The 12,619-nt window shown below is 63.1% G+C and carries 11 protein-coding genes and 1 other annotated feature; of the genes, 5 read left to right on the top strand and 6 right to left on the bottom strand.

The genetic code is table 11. The features are described from left to right. Position 1 precedes the first annotated feature (1 nt). Together B5F88_RS07910 and B5F88_RS07905 are read left to right on the top strand one after the other, a co-directional pair. Positions 2-1,636 (top strand): HAMP domain-containing sensor histidine kinase, encoded by a 1,635-nt coding sequence (locus tag B5F88_RS07910; RefSeq protein WP_162612142.1) that lies wholly within the window; start codon positions 2-4, stop codon positions 1,634-1,636. 45 nt (positions 1,637-1,681) lie between these two features. Further along, complete coding sequence (locus B5F88_RS07905; RefSeq protein ID WP_087343988.1) at positions 1,682-2,599, top strand: DUF975 family protein; 918 nt, start codon at positions 1,682-1,684, stop codon at positions 2,597-2,599. A 48-nt stretch (positions 2,600-2,647) separates the two neighbouring features. On the opposite strand, the gene ilvD is transcribed toward B5F88_RS07905, so the two are convergent. The 6 genes from ilvD to ilvB all read right to left on the bottom strand — a co-directional run bounded on the left by ilvD (position 2,648) and on the right by ilvB (position 9,015). Continuing rightward, entirely contained in the window at positions 2,648-4,309 is a 1,662-nt protein-coding gene (gene ilvD, locus B5F88_RS07900; protein ID WP_087343985.1) for a dihydroxy-acid dehydratase, read from the bottom strand. Positions 4,310-4,399: 90 nt separating this feature from the next. Then, complete coding sequence (locus B5F88_RS07895) at positions 4,400-4,852, bottom strand: hypothetical protein (RefSeq protein ID WP_087343982.1); 453 nt, start codon at positions 4,850-4,852, stop codon at positions 4,400-4,402. 129 nt (positions 4,853-4,981) lie between these two features. Further along, positions 4,982-5,500, bottom strand: coding sequence for an immunoglobulin-like domain-containing protein (locus B5F88_RS07890; protein WP_087343979.1), 519 nt, complete (start codon positions 5,498-5,500; stop codon positions 4,982-4,984). 99 nt (positions 5,501-5,599) lie between these two features. Then, complete coding sequence (ilvC, locus tag B5F88_RS07885) at positions 5,600-6,619, bottom strand: ketol-acid reductoisomerase (RefSeq protein ID WP_087343976.1); 1,020 nt, start codon at positions 6,617-6,619, stop codon at positions 5,600-5,602. Positions 6,620-6,732: 113 nt separating this feature from the next. Continuing rightward, positions 6,733-7,290 carry an acetolactate synthase small subunit gene (gene ilvN / locus B5F88_RS07880; protein ID WP_087343973.1) on the bottom strand — a complete coding sequence of 186 codons (558 nt, stop codon included), beginning with the start codon at positions 7,288-7,290 and terminating at the stop codon, positions 6,733-6,735. A gap of 15 nt (positions 7,291-7,305) precedes the next feature. Continuing rightward, a complete protein-coding gene (gene ilvB, locus B5F88_RS07875; RefSeq protein WP_087343970.1) occupies positions 7,306-9,015 on the bottom strand; it encodes a biosynthetic-type acetolactate synthase large subunit in 1,710 nt (569 codons plus the stop codon). 49 nt (positions 9,016-9,064) lie between these two features. Next, positions 9,065-9,287: a binding site (T-box leader), on the bottom strand. Positions 9,288-9,652: 365 nt separating this feature from the next. Here ilvB and rsxC point away from each other — a divergent pair. Genes rsxC through B5F88_RS07860 form a run of 3 tightly spaced genes read left to right on the top strand, consistent with a single transcriptional unit; the run spans position 9,653 to position 12,618 of the window. Beyond that, entirely contained in the window at positions 9,653-10,999 is a 1,347-nt protein-coding gene (gene rsxC / locus B5F88_RS07870; RefSeq protein ID WP_087343967.1) for an electron transport complex subunit RsxC, read from the top strand. Continuing rightward, the gene (locus tag B5F88_RS07865; protein ID WP_087343963.1) at positions 10,996-12,057 is read left to right on the top strand and encodes an RnfABCDGE type electron transport complex subunit D; all 1,062 of its coding nucleotides are present in this window, start codon (positions 10,996-10,998) and stop codon (positions 12,055-12,057) included. Before rsxC ends, B5F88_RS07865 begins: the two co-directional genes overlap by 4 nt. Positions 12,058-12,060: 3 nt before the next feature. Further along, a complete protein-coding gene (locus B5F88_RS07860; protein WP_087343960.1) occupies positions 12,061-12,618 on the top strand; it encodes an FMN-binding protein in 558 nt (185 codons plus the stop codon). Position 12,619: the final 1 nt, after the last annotated feature.

Raw genomic sequence — 12,619 nt, 5'->3', positions numbered from 1 at the left:
CATGAAGGATAAACGGCTGTTTATGAGGTACCTTGGGGGGACATTTGGGATTTTTTTGCTGCTGTGGGGGGCGGCCATGGCCGCCCTGGTCTGGGTCAACTGGCAGTGGACCAGTCAGGATGTTCTGACGCAGCGCTACCAGCTTCCGAATGCGATTCTGATGGGAGATACCTCCTTCAACTGGGAGTCCGAAACAGCTGAGGAAAAGGGCTGGATCTCCTGCCAGCTGACGGTCAGCGGCTGTGAGAACCTGAAAGACTACGGCGGGCAGGTTTTTGTGCGGGCGTACGACAAAGAGGGGGGGCGGCTGGGCCAGAGTCAGATGCTGACGGCGACCGCCACGCTGTATAGCGAGGACGATATCCATATGTCCGAAGCCATCTTCTGCCGTATACTCCTGGACCAGGCCATGACGGACGAGCAGTTGGTGGAGGCCGCCCGGTTTATGAATCGCCGGGGGACGGGGTACTATCTGGAGCATATTGGATTGGGGGTCCCCATCGGCGGCGAATCGGAGGTGGTGGGCTGGCTGAAGGATAATGTGCTCTATGTCCAAACGCTGACCCTCCAGCTGGGGGAGGAGCAGGTGGTACTTGGGGGTTCGGACGTGGAGCTCTTTCCCGGACAGGAACCGGCGACCTACCGGATCGGCTGGGTGGAGTTCTCCACCCCCCTGACAGGCAGGGGCGGGCCGGAGAAGCGGCTGGAGCAGTACCGGGAGATGGAGGCGGATGTGGACGACCTGGAGGAGCTCAATCAGGAATGGGGGAAGAGGCCGCTGATTGCGGCCAATAACCCATCCAATGCCAGCCTGATCAGCAGCGGCGCCCATGCGGTGGCCTACAGCTACTGTTTGTCCCCGTACTACGCCCTCACCGGCCTGGGTCCTGCAGCCCTGCTGACCCTGGGGGCGGCGGTGTTTCTGGCGCTCCTGACGGCCTGGCTGGAGTACCGGGCCATCCGGCGGGAACGGGCCTTCACCCGGGCGGCGGCCCACGAGCTGAAAACCCCGCTGGCCATTCTCCGGGCTCACGCTGAATCCCTGAAAGAGGACATCGACCCGACCAAACGGGAGGAGTACCTGGACGTGGTGCTCTCCGAGACCGACCGGATGACCGCCCTCACCGGCGCTCTGCTGGATCTGGCCCGGCTGGAGCGGGGGGAGGCCCTGGTCCGGGAGCCGGTGGAGCTGTCCGCTCTGGTGAAAGGGGTCTTTGACCAGCTGGCCCTGCCCCTGGAGCGGAAGGGGGTGGCCCTGAGGCTGGAGCTGTCCCCGCTCTGGACGGAGGGCGACCGGGCCTGGCTGGGGAGCGTGGTGGAAAACCTGGCCTCCAACGCCCTGCGCTACGGTAGGCCCGGCGGCGTGGTTACGGTGAAGCTGGCCAAAGAGGGCAGATGGGCGGCCCTGACGGTGGACAACGACGGAGAGAACATTCCGGAGCGGGAACTGCACCGGCTCTGGCGTCCCTTCTATCGGGGGGACCAGAGCCGCAGCCGGGACACCGGCGGCACCGGCCTGGGTCTGGCCATCGTGAAAGCGGCGGTAAAAGCCCATAGGGGAGACTGCGCCGTGTCCAACCGGGACGGCGGCGTAACCTTCCGGGTGTGGCTGCCCGGCTTGCAAAGCGCCCAGTGATGTGGTATGATACCTTCACCATAAAGAGATTGTGAGGGATTACCCATGGGATTTAACCGCCCGGAGGCAAAATATCGGGCCAGAATGGCCATGCAGGGTGCCTACCCGCACCCCATGCTGGTGACGCTGGTATATGTGCTGCTCACCGGCGTCATTACCAATGTGATCATGTTCTTTGTGTCTGATCCGTTTAGCACCGCCTACCTGTACATACTGGACGGGGCGGATGTGGATGAGGTCTACCGCTATATCCTGACCGGCCCCCGGGTGACGGTCTATCTGCTGGTGCAGTTGCTGATCACGCTTTATCTGTGGGTCATGCAGTTCGGCTATACCGCCTACGGCCTGGGTCTGGCCCGGCGGACGGGGCCGGGCTATCGCACCCTGCTGGAGGGCTTCCTCAACCTGGGCAAGGCCCTGCTGGTCAGCTTCCTCACCGCCCTGTTTGTCGTTCTGTGGGGCCTGCTGGGCATGGTGCCCGGCATTGTGCTCACCTTCCTGGGGGCCCTGATGGGACCGCTGGGTCTGGGCCTTGTGATTTTGGGTATGGTTGGGATGATCGGCGGCGGTGTTGCCCTGGAGGTCGTCATGTCCTACCGGTACCGACTGGCCATCTACTATCTGCTGGACCACCCCGATATGGGCGTTCTGGAGTCCATTTCCAACAGCAAGCAGACCATGAAGGGCAAAAAGATTGACCTGTTTGTGATGGACCTGTCCTTCCTGGGCTGGCTGATTCTCTCCGTATTCACCCTGGGCATCCTGGGCCTGTGGGTATCGCCCTACCTGTGCGCCAGCGAGGCCAACTTCTACCACTGGGCGGTGAACGGCGTGTTCCCCGGAGATGATGGCGTTGGGAATCCCTCCTTCGGCGGCCAGCTCCCCGGCGGCCCCACCTCCGGCGGACCGGACTCCGACAGCTCCGGCCCCTCCGACACCTATCACAGCCCCTACGGCGACTGACGGCAAAAAACGCCGGACTGCCTGTTTTGGCAGTCCGGCGTTTTTCCTTTATTCCAGCACCGCGCCTCTGGCGGCGGAGGTGACCAGCTTGGCGTACCGGGCCAGATAGCCGGTTTTGACCTTGGGCTCGGGACACACCCACTTGGCCCGGCGGGCGGCCAGGGTGGCCTCGTCCACGTTCAGCGTGATGGAGCAGCTGGGGATGTCGATGGAGATGATGTCCCCCTCCTCCACGAAAGCGATGGGACCGCCCTGGGCGGCCTCGGGGCAGACGTGGCCGATGGAGGCGCCCCGGGTGGCGCCGGAGAACCGGCCGTCGGTGATGAGGGCCACGCTCTCCCCCAGGCCCATGCCGCAGATGGCGGAGGTGGGGTTGAGCATCTCCCGCATGCCGGGGCCGCCCTTGGGACCCTCGTACCGGATCACCACCACGTCGCCGGAGACGATCTTACCCTCATAGATGGCGGAGATGGCCTCCTCCTCGGAGTTGAATACCCGGGCGGGGCCGGTGTGGCGCATCATCTCGGGGGCCACGGCGGAGCGCTTCACCACGCAGCCCTCGGGGGCCAGGTTGCCCTTGAGCACCGCAATGCCGCCGTCGGCGGAATAGGGGTTTTCGATGGGCCGGATCAGCTCGGGATTCCGGTTGACCACACCCTCCAAATTCTCCTCCAGGGTCTTGCCGGTGCAGGTGAGCACGCTGGTGTCCAGCAGGCCCTTCTTGGTCAGCTCCTTCATGACGGCGTACACGCCGCCGGCGCCCTCCAGATCCTCCATGTAGGTGTCCCCGGCGGGGGCCAGGTGGCACAGGTTGGGGGTTTTGGAGGAGATCTCGTTGGACATATCCAGGTCCAGCTCAATGCCGCACTCGTGGGCGATGGCGGGCAGGTGGAGCATGGTGTTGGTGGAGCAGCCCAGGGCCATGTCCACCGTCTCGGCGTTGTGGAAGGCGGCCTCGGTCATGATGTCCCGGGGCTTGATGCCCTGGCGCACCAGTTCCATGATCTGCATGCCGGCGTGCTTGGCCAGCCGCAGCCGGGCGGACCACACGGCGGGGATGGTGCCGTTGCCCCGCAGGCCCATGCCGATGGCCTCGGTGAGGCAGTTCATGGAGTTGGCGGTGTACATGCCGGAGCAGGAGCCGCAGGTGGGGCAGGCGTTGTTTTCATAGTCCTCCACGCCCGCCTCGTCCAGCTTGCCCGCCTTGTAGGCGCCTACCGCCTCGAACATATGGGAGAGGCAGGAGCGGCGGCCGTCGTTGAGCCGGCCGGCCAGCATGGGTCCGCCGGAGCAGAAGATGGTGGGGATATTCACCCGGGCGGCGGCCATCAGCAGGCCGGGCACGTTCTTGTCACAGTTGGGGATCATCACCAGACCGTCGAACTGGTGGGCCAGGGCCATGGCCTCGGTGGAGTCGGCGATCAGGTCCCGGGTTACCAGGGAGTATTTCATGCCGATGTGGCCCATGGCGATGCCGTCGCACACGGCGATGGCGGGAAACTCCACCGGAGTGCCTCCGGCGGCCCGGACGCCGGCCTTCACCGCCTCGGCGATTTTGTCCAGATTCATATGTCCGGGCACGATCTCATTGTAGGAACAAACCACCCCGATGAGGGGGCGCTCCAGCTCCTCCTTGGTGTAGCCCAGAGCGTAAAACAGGGAGCGGTTGGGGGCGCGCTCCACCCCTTTGGTCACATTATCGCTGCGCATGGCAAGCCCTCCTTGCGGATTATTCGTCGGAGTTTATTATAGCGCAGCAATGTGTGAAAAGAAAGATAGCTGTGATACAATCTTGCACAATTATGTGTCCAATACAAAATAGGCCAGCTGGCAGCTCTGGGGGTCGTAGATTGCTATGGTGCAGTTGAGGGGGAAGTCCCGGCTGTGTCCAGCCGGAGAGCGGTCAGAATACCAGTACCAGCCCTGGCTTGGAACCGTGTAGTCCAGCCCCTGGCCGGCCAGCAGGGAGAGGATGGATTCCATCACAGTGGCGGGCAGCTCGTCCAGAGGCAGGGTCTGCCAATCCGTCCGTCCGGCCAGCTCCTCCGCCAGAGCCGCCCCGTTCTCCGGGGTGAAGGCCAGGATCAGGCAGGAGGTTCCATCCCCATGAAAGCCCCCGTGGGTGTCGATGTTGGTGAGCACATCCCCGGCGGGCAGGGACAGGTCCAGCGCCTGGGCTGCCTCTTTTGCGGGAGAGGCGGAACAGGCCGTCAGCAGGAGTACCGGCAGGAGCAGCAGCAGTCGTCTCAGCATGGGCAAAGCCCCCTTTCTGCCCAACAGGATACCACAGGTTATATCATAAATCAATTAATATTTATTGAAAAACAATATCTTAAGAAAAACGTAAGGGCCGCTAGAACAGGCGGCCCTTATGTTTTTCGGTCAGGCGATGGTGAACTGGGCGTATGCCATCTGCTTATCGTAGTCTCCGCTGTCCCGGAAGTCCGTGATCTCCTTGCCCAGCCGGTAGGTGCCGGCGGGGAGGGAGCCGTAGAGCCAGTCCCAGTCCACCGTCCACTGGACGGAGTCCTCCATGGGGATGGCCCAGGCCTCTGCGGTCCACGCCACGTCGTACTCCCGGGGAAGCTGCTCCACCGCAGTCCAGCTTTCTCCCTCCAGAACCTCCAGGCTGTAGTAGCTGCCGGTCTGCAGCTCTCCGGTAGGGGAGCCGCCGGACTGAGTGCAGGTGAGGGTAAGGCCGGTGGGGGACACGTCCTCAGCAGTGAGGGTAATCCCCCAGTCGTATTCCCCTTCTGTGGGGCTGGATGTTGTCGGGGTGGGGCTTTCTGCTGCAAGGGGCGTGGTCTCGGCCTGGGGCGGCTGGGCCGCCGTACCCTGGGCGCAGCCCGCCAGGGTGAGGGCGGCGGCCAGCGCCAGGGCCAGCGTGGTATGCTGCTTCATAGTCTGTCCCTCCTTTGCCCTTTGGACGAAACCGCATGGGAAAAGTTCCATAAAAGCAGGGCTCCGGAGGATTCCGGAGCCCTGTCTGCGGTCTGTTCTTTAGTTGGAGGCGGTATCCAGGTCCTGGTCGCCGCCCCAGATCATGTTGCGGCGCAGCTCCTCGCCCACGATCTCCATCTGGTGCTTCTTGAGCTGGGCACGCTTGGAGTTGAAGAAGGTGCGGCCGTTCTTGTTCTCGGCGATCCACTTGCCGGCGAAGGTGCCGTCCTGGATGTCGGCCAGCACGGCCTTCATGTTCTTCTTGGTCTCCTCGTAGGGGAGCACACGGGGGCCGGAGACATACTCGCCGAACTCAGCGGTATCGGAGATGGAGTAGTTCATGGCCGCCACGCCGCCCTTGTTGATCAGGTCGATGATCAGCTTCATCTCGTGGATGCACTCGAAGTAGGCGTTCTCGGGCTCGTAACCGGCCTCCACCAGGGTCTCAAAGCCGCAGCGCATCAGGTCCACCACGCCGCCGCACAGCACGGCCTGCTCGCCGAACAGGTCGGTCTCGGTCTCGTCGTGGAAGGTGGTCTCCATCACGCCGGCCCGGGCGCCGCCGATGCCGGCGATGTAGGCCAGGGCGATCTTGTAGGCGTTGCCGGTGGCGTTCTGCTCCACGGCCACCAGGCAGGGCACGCCCTTGCCGTTGACATAGGTGGAGCGGACGGTGTGGCCGGGACCCTTGGGAGCGGCCATGAACACATCCACGCCGGCGGGGGGAACGATCTGCTGATAGCGGATATTGAAGCCGTGGGCGAAGGCCAGGGCCTTGCCCTCGGTCATGTAGGGGGCGATGTCCTTCTTGTATACCTCGGCCTGGACCTCGTCGTTGATGAGGAGCATCACGATATCGCCCCACTGGGCGGCGTCAGACACGGTCTTGACCTGCAGGCCGGCCTTCTCGGCCTCGGCCCAGCGCTTGGAGCCCTGACGCAGGCCCACGCAGACGTCGCAGCCGGAGTCCTTCAGGTTGAGAGCGTGGGCGTGGCCCTGGGAGCCGTAGCCGATAATGGCGATCTTCTTGCCGTTCAGGTAGGACAGGTCGCAGTCCTTCTCGTAATACATCTTAGCCATACACTTTGCACTCCTTTATGATATGCTGTGGATCTTTGTCCCCGATGATAGCACAGCGGGGAGAAAAAGAATGATACGCATGATACAATCTCAAAAAGTTTTCCAAGGGGCGCTTACAGGAAGTTCTTGCCCAGGTTGAACTCGGCCTGCTCCTTGTTCTCATCGCTGATGGTGTAGGCGCCGCGCTCCAGGGCCACCATGCCGGTGCGCACCAGCTCCAGGATGCCGAAGGTCTCCAGCAGCTTCTGCATGGCCTCGGCCTTGGTCTCGTCGCCGATGAGGGCCAGGGTGAGGGATTTGAGGGATACGTCGATGATGGAGGCCCGGAAGATGTTGGCAATCTGGATGACCTCGTTGCGGATATCGTGGGTTTCGGCCTTCACCTTGAACATGACCAGCTCCCGGCGGATGGACCGCTCGGGCAGCAGCTCCTGCACGGAGTAGACGGGGAACTGCTTGCGCAGCTGGTTCATGATCTGCTCGATCATGGGGGCGTCGGCCATCACCTCGATGGTGATACGGGACACGGTGGGGTCGTCGGTGGTGCCCACCGCCAGGGACTCAATGTTATACCCCTTCCGGGAGAACAGCCGGGACACCTGGCTCAGCACGCCGGCGGAGTTTTCCACCAGCACCGAGAGGGTACGGCGGATGGCATTGGGTTCATTCATGTTCCACGCCCTCCTTTAATCCAAAATGAAGTCGGTGACCGGGGTGCCGGCGGAGACCATGGGGTGGACCATGGCGTCCTTGTCGATAGCGCACTCGATCACATAGGGCTTGCCGGCGGCCACCGCCCGGCGGAAGGCGGCCTCAAACTCCGGCTGGGTGGCGGCCCGCTCTCCCTGGATGCCGTAGGCCTCCGCCAGCTTGACAAAGTCGGGGCCCCGGTCCAGATCGGTCTGGGAGAAGCGCTTGTTGTAGATCAGGTTCTGCCACTGGCGGACCATGCCCAGGGTGCGGTTGTTGAAGATCACGGTGATCACCGGGATGTTGTAGTGCTCGGCGGTACACAGCTCATGGCAGTTCATGCGGAAGCAGCCGTCGCCGGTGCACTGGACCACCACCTTGCCCGGGTTGCCCACGCTGGCCCCCATGGCGGCCCCCAGGCCGAAGCCCATGGTGCCGAAGCCGCCGGAGGTGATGAACTGGCCGGGGCGGGAGAAGTGGTAGTACTGGGCGCACCACATCTGATGCTGGCCCACGTCGGTGGCGATGATGGCGTCCCCGTCGGTGACGGCCTGGATGGTCTCCAGGATCTCGTGGGGGTGGAGGATCTCGTCCTTCTTCAGGGGGACCTCCTTCTGGGAGAACACCCACTGCTTCCACTCGGGGTAGTCGTGGGCGGGCAGCTTGGCGTTGAGCAGCTCCAGCACCCGGCGGGCGTCGCCGATGATGTGGTGGTCGGTGACCACGTTCTTGTCGATCTCCGCCCGGTCGATGTCGATATGGACAATCTTGGCGTTGGGGGCGAAGGTGGCGGGATCGGTGGCCACCCGGTCGGAGAATCGGCAGCCGACGGCGATAAGCAGGTCGCACTGGTCGCTGGCGTGGTTGGAGGCGTGGGAGCCGTGCATGCCGATCATGCCGGTGAACAGCCGGTGGTTGCCCGGGCAGGCGCCGCCGCCCATGATGGTGGAGGCCACCGGAGCGTTGAGGGTCTCAATGAATTTGCGGAACTCAGGCACCGCGCCCCGGGAGCGGATCACGCCGCCGCCCACCAGCACCAGAGGCCGGCGGGCCTCCTCGATCATGTCCAGCAGGGTCTGGATGTCCCCGGCGTCGGGCTCGGGGGCCTTCAGCTCGTGGCTGGCCCGGCGGAGCATGGCCCCCAGGCGGCCGTGGTTGGCGTGCTCGGACAGGGGCAGGCGCTCATATTCCGCCTCAGCGGCGGTGACGTTCTTGGCGATGTCCACCAGCACCGGGCCGGGCCGGCCGGACCGGGCGATGGCAAAGGCCTCCCGGAGCACGTCGGCCAGTTGGTTGGGGTCCTTCACCAGGTAGTTGCACTTGGTGATGGGCATGGTGATGCCGGTGATGTCCACCTCCTGGAAGGAGTCCTTGCCGATGAGGTTCTCACTGACGTTGCAGGTGATGAACACCACGGGGGAGGAGTCGTAGTAGGCGGTGGCGATGCCGGTGGTCAGGTTGGTGGCGCCGGGGCCGGAGGTGGCGAAGCACACCCCCACCTTGCCGGTGGCCCGGGCGTAGCCGTCGGCGGCGTGGGAAGCGCCCTGCTCATGGGCGGTGAGGATGTGGCGGATCTTGTCCTTATAGCCGTGCAGCTCAAACTCGTCGTATACATTTAATATGGTGCCGCCGGGGTAGCCGAATACCGTGTCCACCCCCTGCTCCAGCAGGCATTCCATCAGGATCTGGGCTGTTTTCATTCTCATGGGTTGGATGACCTCCTTTGACTGGAATAAAAAACATGGCGGCCTCGTCCCATAGGACGAAGCCGCCATGACACTCCGTGGTACCACCTAACTTCGCGGGGCAAACCCGCGCACTCTTGCCCCGATAACGGAGGGTGACCGTCCCCGCCTACCTGTGCTTTCAGCGGAACTGCTCCCGGGTGACCTTCCAAAGCGGCCTCACGGGAGCTTACACCAGCCGCTCCCTCTCTGCGCTTGCGCGCCGCCCGTACTCTCCCGGTCATCGCCTTTTGCCTTCGTAATCTTACGAAAGATAGATTTACAAAATATGATAAGCGTCCCCACCCGGTTTGTCAATGCGGTAAGGCGGGATTTTTGAACTTCTACATTTTAAACAAGTAAAGTGCTCTGGAAGCCTTGAAAATCTGCCGATCCATCAAAATTTAAACTGGGCAGTCTGCTGGAAAAGAGTCCCGGTTTTTGAGGCGGGAAGAGTGGAAAAGAAACAAAACTGAGCAGTTCAGCGAAAAAAGTCAGAAAAATGTTAGATTTATCTAGACAATTTCAAGCGATTGCGATATGATTATTCTGTTTGAAATACCGGTCAAACAACTCAGAAAAATGACCCGTGTGTGGGCCAGATTTGCGAGGTGGACCTATGAAGCAAAGCTTTTATGGCGGCGTGCACCCCCATGACCGGAAGGAGTTGGCACGCCACAAGGAGATTGCGCCGCTGAGCGCGCCTCCCAAGCAGGTGGTCATCGCCATGGCGATGCATATCGGCGCTCCCTGCAAGCCCATTGTGGCGGTGGGTGACCACGTCAAGGTGGGCCAGAAGATCGGCGAAGTGGCCGGTCTGGGCGCTCCCATCCACGCCTCGGTTTCCGGCGAGGTGAAGGCCATCGAGCCCCGTCCCTACGTGGGCGGCGGCAAGATGATGTCGGTGGTGATCGAGAACGACTTCCAGGATACCTGGGGGAGCGAGCTCCAGCCCCACGACGACTACACCAAGCTGAGCACCGACGAGATCGTCAACATCGTCAAGGAGGCCGGCATCACCGGTATGGGCGGCGCCGGATTCCCCACCCATGCCAAGATCAGCTCCGGTATCGGCAAGGTGGACACCATCATCCTCAACGGCGCCGAGTGTGAGCCCTACATCACCGCTGACCACCGGCTCATGCTGGAGCAGGGCGAGCGGGTCATCGGCGGCGCCCGGATCCTGATACAGGCCTTTGGCCTGAAGAGCGCCGTTATCGGCGTGGAGGCCAACAAGGAGGACGCCATCGAGCACCTGAAGAGCCTGGTGGGCGGTAAGGGGGACGTGATTGTGGAGTCCCTGCGCACCCGCTATCCCCAGGGCGCTGAGAAGCAGCTCATCCAGCGCATCACCGGCCGGGAGGTGCCGCCCGGAGGCCTGCCCGCCCATGTGGGCTGCGCGGTGTTCAACGTGGGCACCGCCGCCGCGGTGTATGACGCCGTGGTGTCCGGAAAGCCTGTGACCCACCGTGTACTTACCGTTACCGGCGACGCCATTCAGGAGCCCAAGAACCTGCTGGTACCCCTGGGCACCTCCTTCCAGTACCTCATCGACGAGGCCAAGGGCTTCAAGGAGGACCCCGACCGTGTCCTCACCGGCGGCCCCATGATGGGTATTGCCCAGTACAACCTGGATGTGACGTGCATCAAGGGCACCAACGCGGTGCTCTGCCTCACCAAGCGGGAGGCCGCTCCCGTGGTGGAGGAGGAGGTCTGCCTGCGCTGCGGCCGCTGCGTCAACGTCTGCCCCATGCACCTGACCCCCGTGTACATGCACCTGTACGCCGAGAAGGGCATGTGGAAAGAGGCGGAAGCCCTCAATGTCATGGACTGCATCGAGTGCGGTTCCTGCAACTACATCTGCCCCGCCCGCATCCATCTGGTCCAGTCCTTCCGGGTGACCAAGGGTGAGCTGCGGAATCTGGCGGCCAAAGAGAAAGCGGCGAAGGAGGCGGCCAAAGCATGAACGACGTGAAAAAGCTGAATCTGACGGTGGCTTCGTCCCCCCACGTGGCCTCTCCCATCGACACCCAGAACCTGATGCGGGATGTGCTCATCGCCCTGGTGCCCGCCCTGGTGTTCGGCGTGGTGTTCTTCGGCCCCCGTGCTCTGGTGGCCACCATCATCTCCGTGCTGGCCTGCGAGTTCTTTGAGTGGGGCTATCGCAAGCTGATGCACAAGTCCATGGCCAACAAGGACCTGTCCGCCGCCGTCACCGGCGTGCTGCTGGCCTTTGTGTGCGCCCCCACCCTGCCCTACTGGATGCTGATCATCGGCGACTTCTTCGCCATCGTGGTGGTCAAGCAGCTCTTCGGCGGCCTGGGCCAGAACTTCATGAACCCCGCCCTGGCCGGCCGTGCCTTCCTGATGCTGTGCTACCCTGTGGCCATGACCACCTGGGTGGTGCCCGGCATCGGCACCGACAAGTGGGCCGGCCTGCTCTCCGGCTCGGTTACCATGACCGGGGCCGACGTGGTCACCGGCGCCACCCCCCTCTCCGCCGACTTTATGCAGGGCGGCCTGCTGCCCGACGTGTCTCTGCTGGACGCCTTTGTGGGCAACGTGGGCGGCTGTATCGGTGAGATTTCCGCCCTGGCTCTGCTGGCGGGCGGTCTGTACCTCATCGCCCGGGGCGTGATCCGGGCCCGCATCCCCGTGGCCTACATCGCCACCGTGGCGGTGCTCACCTTCCTGTTCCCCATGGGCGGCAACGACCGGCTGACCTGGATGGCCTATCAGCTGTTCACCGGCGGCCTGTTCCTGGGCGCCTTCTTCATGGCCACCGACTATGTCACTAGCCCCGTCACCAAGAAGGGCGAGGTCATCTTCGGCATCGGCTGCGGTCTGCTGACCGTGTTCATCCGCTACTTCGGCGGCTACCCCGAGGGCGTGAGCTACTCCATCCTGATCATGAACTGCTGCGTGTGGCTCATTGACAAGGTGGGTAAGCCCAACCGCTACGGCGTGACCAAGGAAATGAAGGCTGCCGCCAAGGCCGCCAAAAAAGCCGGGAAGGAGGGCTAAACCATGAGCGAAACTGCAACCAAGAAGAAAGAGCCTGGGATGGCCACTCTGGTCATCGTGCTGTTTGCCATCTGTGCGGTGACGGCCCTGTTGCTGGGCCTGACCAACTATGTGACCAAGCCCTTTATTGATGAGAACGCCCGGCTGAAGCAGGAGAAGGCTATGTCCGACGTGCTCCCTGCCGACAGCTATACCGAGGTCACCGACCAGTACACCGGCGGCGACCCCACCGTGCTCAACGTCTATGACGCCGGGGAGGCCGGCTATGTGGTGCAGGTCAAGCCTGCCACCTCTTTCAGCGGCAACCTGACCGTAATGGTGGGCGTGGGCGCCGACGGCGCCTGCACCGGCATCTCCATCACCAGCAGCGGTGAGACCTCCGGCCTGGGTTCCAATGCCAGCAAGCCCGCCTTTGCCGACCAGTTTGTGGGTAAGACCGGCGAGGTCAAGGTGACCAAGGACGGCGGCGAGATCAACGCCATCACTGGCTCCACCATCACCTCCCGCGGCGTGTCCGAGGCCGTTACCAGCGCCATCGCCGCCGCGGCCAGCATGGGCTAAG

Origin of the sequence: Flavonifractor sp. An306 (assembly GCF_002159455.1) — a bacterium.
In the GTDB taxonomy this organism is placed as follows: Bacteria; Bacillota; Clostridia; order Oscillospirales; family Oscillospiraceae; genus Flavonifractor.
This window is presented reverse-complemented; position numbering and strand designations above follow the sequence as displayed.

What these genes read in the sequence shown, in the direction of transcription:
- B5F88_RS07910 (WP_162612142.1), top strand. Translation starts at nt 2, where the DNA reads ATGAAGGATAAACGGCTGTTTATGAGGTACCTTGGGGGGACATTTGGG.
- B5F88_RS07905 (WP_087343988.1), top strand. Translation starts at nt 1,682, where the DNA reads ATGGGATTTAACCGCCCGGAGGCAAAATATCGGGCCAGAATGGCCATG.
- ilvD (WP_087343985.1), bottom strand. Translation starts at nt 4,309, where the DNA reads ATGCGCAGCGATAATGTGACCAAAGGGGTGGAGCGCGCCCCCAACCGC.
- B5F88_RS07895 (WP_087343982.1), bottom strand. Translation starts at nt 4,852, where the DNA reads ATGCTGAGACGACTGCTGCTGCTCCTGCCGGTACTCCTGCTGACGGCC.
- B5F88_RS07890 (WP_087343979.1), bottom strand. Translation starts at nt 5,500, where the DNA reads ATGAAGCAGCATACCACGCTGGCCCTGGCGCTGGCCGCCGCCCTCACC.
- ilvC (WP_087343976.1), bottom strand. Translation starts at nt 6,619, where the DNA reads ATGGCTAAGATGTATTACGAGAAGGACTGCGACCTGTCCTACCTGAAC.
- ilvN (WP_087343973.1), bottom strand. Translation starts at nt 7,290, where the DNA reads ATGAATGAACCCAATGCCATCCGCCGTACCCTCTCGGTGCTGGTGGAA.
- ilvB (WP_087343970.1), bottom strand. Translation starts at nt 9,015, where the DNA reads ATGAGAATGAAAACAGCCCAGATCCTGATGGAATGCCTGCTGGAGCAG.
- rsxC (WP_087343967.1), top strand. Translation starts at nt 9,653, where the DNA reads ATGAAGCAAAGCTTTTATGGCGGCGTGCACCCCCATGACCGGAAGGAG.
- B5F88_RS07865 (WP_087343963.1), top strand. Translation starts at nt 10,996, where the DNA reads ATGAACGACGTGAAAAAGCTGAATCTGACGGTGGCTTCGTCCCCCCAC.
- B5F88_RS07860 (WP_087343960.1), top strand. Translation starts at nt 12,061, where the DNA reads ATGAGCGAAACTGCAACCAAGAAGAAAGAGCCTGGGATGGCCACTCTG.